The 2827-nt window shown below is 72.7% G+C and carries 5 protein-coding genes; 4 read left to right on the top strand and 1 reads right to left on the bottom strand.

Translation table 11 applies throughout. The features are described from left to right. The 4 genes from E1300_RS51110 to E1300_RS48920 form a co-directional block, all read left to right on the top strand. A partial coding sequence (locus tag E1300_RS51110) for a hypothetical protein (protein ID WP_207400448.1) occupies nucleotides 1–420 on the top strand: 420 nt, incomplete at its 5' end. Nucleotides 421–425: 5 nt separating this feature from the next. Then, nucleotides 426–683: a DUF4235 domain-containing protein gene (locus tag E1300_RS48930; protein WP_207400447.1), complete on the top strand. Its 258-nt coding sequence runs from the start codon at nucleotides 426–428 to the stop codon at nucleotides 681–683. A 129-nt stretch (nucleotides 684–812) separates the two neighbouring features. Next, nucleotides 813–1001 carry a YegP family protein gene (locus E1300_RS48925; RefSeq protein ID WP_207400446.1) on the top strand — a complete coding sequence of 63 codons (189 nt, stop codon included), beginning with the start codon at nucleotides 813–815 and terminating at the stop codon, nucleotides 999–1001. A 258-nt stretch (nucleotides 1002–1259) separates the two neighbouring features. Then, nucleotides 1260–2507: a lipase family protein gene (locus E1300_RS48920; RefSeq protein WP_131764073.1), complete on the top strand. Its 1248-nt coding sequence runs from the start codon at nucleotides 1260–1262 to the stop codon at nucleotides 2505–2507. Between the two features lie 74 nt (nucleotides 2508–2581). On the opposite strand, the gene E1300_RS48915 is transcribed toward E1300_RS48920, so the two are convergent. Beyond that, nucleotides 2582–2827: zinc-binding dehydrogenase (locus E1300_RS48915; protein WP_165503352.1), on the bottom strand; the 246-nt coding region annotated here is incomplete at its 5' end.

Genomic DNA, 2827 nt, shown 5'->3' with positions numbered 1-2827 from the left:
GTGATCGGGATCGTGGTGTGGGCTCGGGCGCGCCGCCGCCGGAACGCCGCTCCGCCCCCGACCCGCTGGGAGAAGCTCGCCTCCACGGCTCAGGAGACCGGCACCCGGCTCGCCTCGACGGCCCAGGAGACCGGCACCCGGCTCGCCTCCACCGCGCAGGAGGCCGGCGCCCGGATCCAGGAGCGCGCGGCCTCGTCCGACGCGCTCTCCACTGCCCTGTCCGCCACGTCTTCCGCCGCGACGGCCGCCGCCTCGACCGCGGCCGAGCGCGCGCGGGCGGTCAAGGCGTCCCCCGATTCCCGTCCCCGGGCGCAGGGCGCGGCGGTGGCCGCCGCGGCCCTGCTGCTGTGGGGTTGGAGGCGCCGTCGCCGGGCGACCCGCCGCGCCTCTCGCGACCGGGTCGCCGTGATCGGAGGCTGAGGACGATGGTCTACAAGGTGTTGTCGATCGGGGTCGGCATCCTGGGCGGGCAGCTCGCCGGGGTCGTGTTCAAGCAGGTCTGGAAGCGGGCCGCGGGACAGGACGACGCGCCGGACGCCGACGACAGGAACTACCCGTGGTGGCAGGTGATGGCGGCCGCCGCCCTCCAGGGCGCGATCTTCGGCCTGGTGAAGGCCGCCCTCCAGCGGACGAGCGCCCACGGTGTCCAGAAGGCCACCGGCCGCTGGCCCGGAGACGACTGACGGGAACCGCCGGCGACCGCCGGTGACCGGCACGGCCGGTCACCGGCGGTCTGCATTAACCGGGGCGAACCGGGCAGACAGCGGTCAAGGCAGGGCCAAGAGCCATCGACGACACGGTAAAGGAGAGTGATGATGGCGGCGAAATTCGTGGTCAAGAAGGGTGGCACCGGCAAGTTCCACTTCAACCTCGTCGCCCCGAACGGCCAGGTCATCGCCACCAGCGAGAGCTACGAGAGCAAGGCCGCGGCGCTGAACGGGGTCGAGTCGGTGAAGAAGAACGCACCGAACGCCCAGGTCGACGACCAGACCTCCGGCTGAGCGGCGCCGGGGCGGAGGCCCCGGGGACGGACTGCGCGATCAGTCCGCCCCCGGGGCCTCCGCCGTTCCGGAGCCCGGCCGCACCCGGGGCCCGGCCGTTCCGGGACCCGGCCGTTCCCGGGCGGACGCCTCAGCGTTGCTCCTTTGTCACGGAAGGACACAACCGCACGGGGAGAATTCGCCGCCGGGGCAGTAGGCGGCCGTCACACGGCGGGCGAGGCTGGAGCCGTCGCACCCACCCCGGCCCTTGGAGTACGCATGCGCCCCGACCTGCCGTCCGTGAGAAGAGGAACGGCCCGCGCCGTCGGGGGGACCCTGGCCGCCGCACTCGTCGCGGCGGCGCTCGCCGCGCCCGCCCGCGCCGACGACCCCCCGCCCGCCGGGTCCGTCCCGCCCGACCAGGACCCCTTCTACAGCGCGCCCGCGAACATCGGCTCGTACCAGCCCGGGCAGATCGTGGCCACGAGGAAGATCACGCCGAAGGTCGGGGACTACGCCTCCACGACCGACGCCTGGCAGATCTCCTACCGCAGCAACGACTCCCACATGGCGCCGAACCTCATCGTCACGAGCCTCCTCGTGCCGAAGAAGGCGTGGACGGGCGGCGGCGCGCGGCCGATCGTGTCCGTCCAGGCCGCTGAGGACTCCACCGGCACCCAGTGCGCGCCGTCCTACGGCCTGTCGTCCGGCAGCGTTATCGCCGGATGGGGCTCGGCGTACTCGGGCTACCTGCTGAACAAGGGCTGGGCCGTCGCGATGCCCGACCACGAGGGCCCGAAGTCGGTCTTCATGGGCGGACCGCAGGCCGCGCACGCCGTCCTGGACGGCATCCGCGCCGTCAAGAACTTCACCGGCGCGCCCGGCATCGGCAAGAGCAACCCCTGGACGCTCAACGGGTACTCCGGCGGCGCCCAGGCCACCGGCTGGGCCGCGCAGACCCAGCCGTCCTACGCGCCCGACGTCGAGCTGAAGGGCGCCGCGATGGGCGGCACCCCGGCCGACCCCGAGGCCGTCGCGCGATTCCTGGACGGCGGTGTCTTCTCCGGCTTCGAGGCCGCGGCGGCCGCCAGCCTCGCCGCCGAGTACCCCGAGATGAACATCGACCCCCTCATGAACGAGGAGGGCCGCAAGGCGCTCCAGGACGCCAAGGGCAAGTGCCTGACCGACCTGCTGATCCAGTTCCCGTTCAAGCGGCTCGCGCAGTTCAGCACGGTCCCCGACCCGCTGGCCGTGCCGCGCGTCCAGGCGGTCCTGAAGACGAACACGATGGGCGCCGCCGCCCCCACGACGCCGATCTTCAACTACCACGCCAACACCGACGAGATCGTGCCCGTCGGTCAGGACGACCAGCTCGTCAAGAACTGGTGCGCGAAGGGAGCCACCGTCCAGACCGTCCGGGACGCGATCGGCGAGCACGCCGCGGAGATGCTGCTCCGCAACAACGACACCCTGGCGTTCCTCTCCGACCGCTACGCCGGGAAGCCCGCCGTCAACACCTGTAGCTGACCGGTTCGAAAGCGTCGCCCGGGCCGGTCGGGCTCCGGCCCGGGCGACGCTTCACCCTTGTCGTGACCCGCCGGTCACTCGGTGGGGGCCAGGACGACGACCTTGCCCGTGAGGGTGCCTGCGGCGGCCCGCGCGTGGACCGATTGCAGGTCGGCCAGTGGGACGCGCTCGGTGACCTCGACGGTCAGCTCGCCGCGGTCGACCCGCTTCACCAGTTCTGCGAGCTGGTCGGTGTCGCTGCGGACGAAGATGTTGATGCCGCGTACGTTGCGGTCGGGGTCGGTGGGGGCGGGCATCCAGACGGTGGTGCTGACCACGAC

Origin of the sequence: Actinomadura fibrosa, from assembly GCF_900659615.1 — a bacterium.
GTDB classification, from domain to species: Bacteria; Actinomycetota; Actinomycetes; order Streptosporangiales; family Streptosporangiaceae; genus Spirillospora; species Spirillospora fibrosa.
Note: the sequence above shows the minus strand (reverse complement) of the source record. Positions and strands in the feature narration are given on the sequence as shown.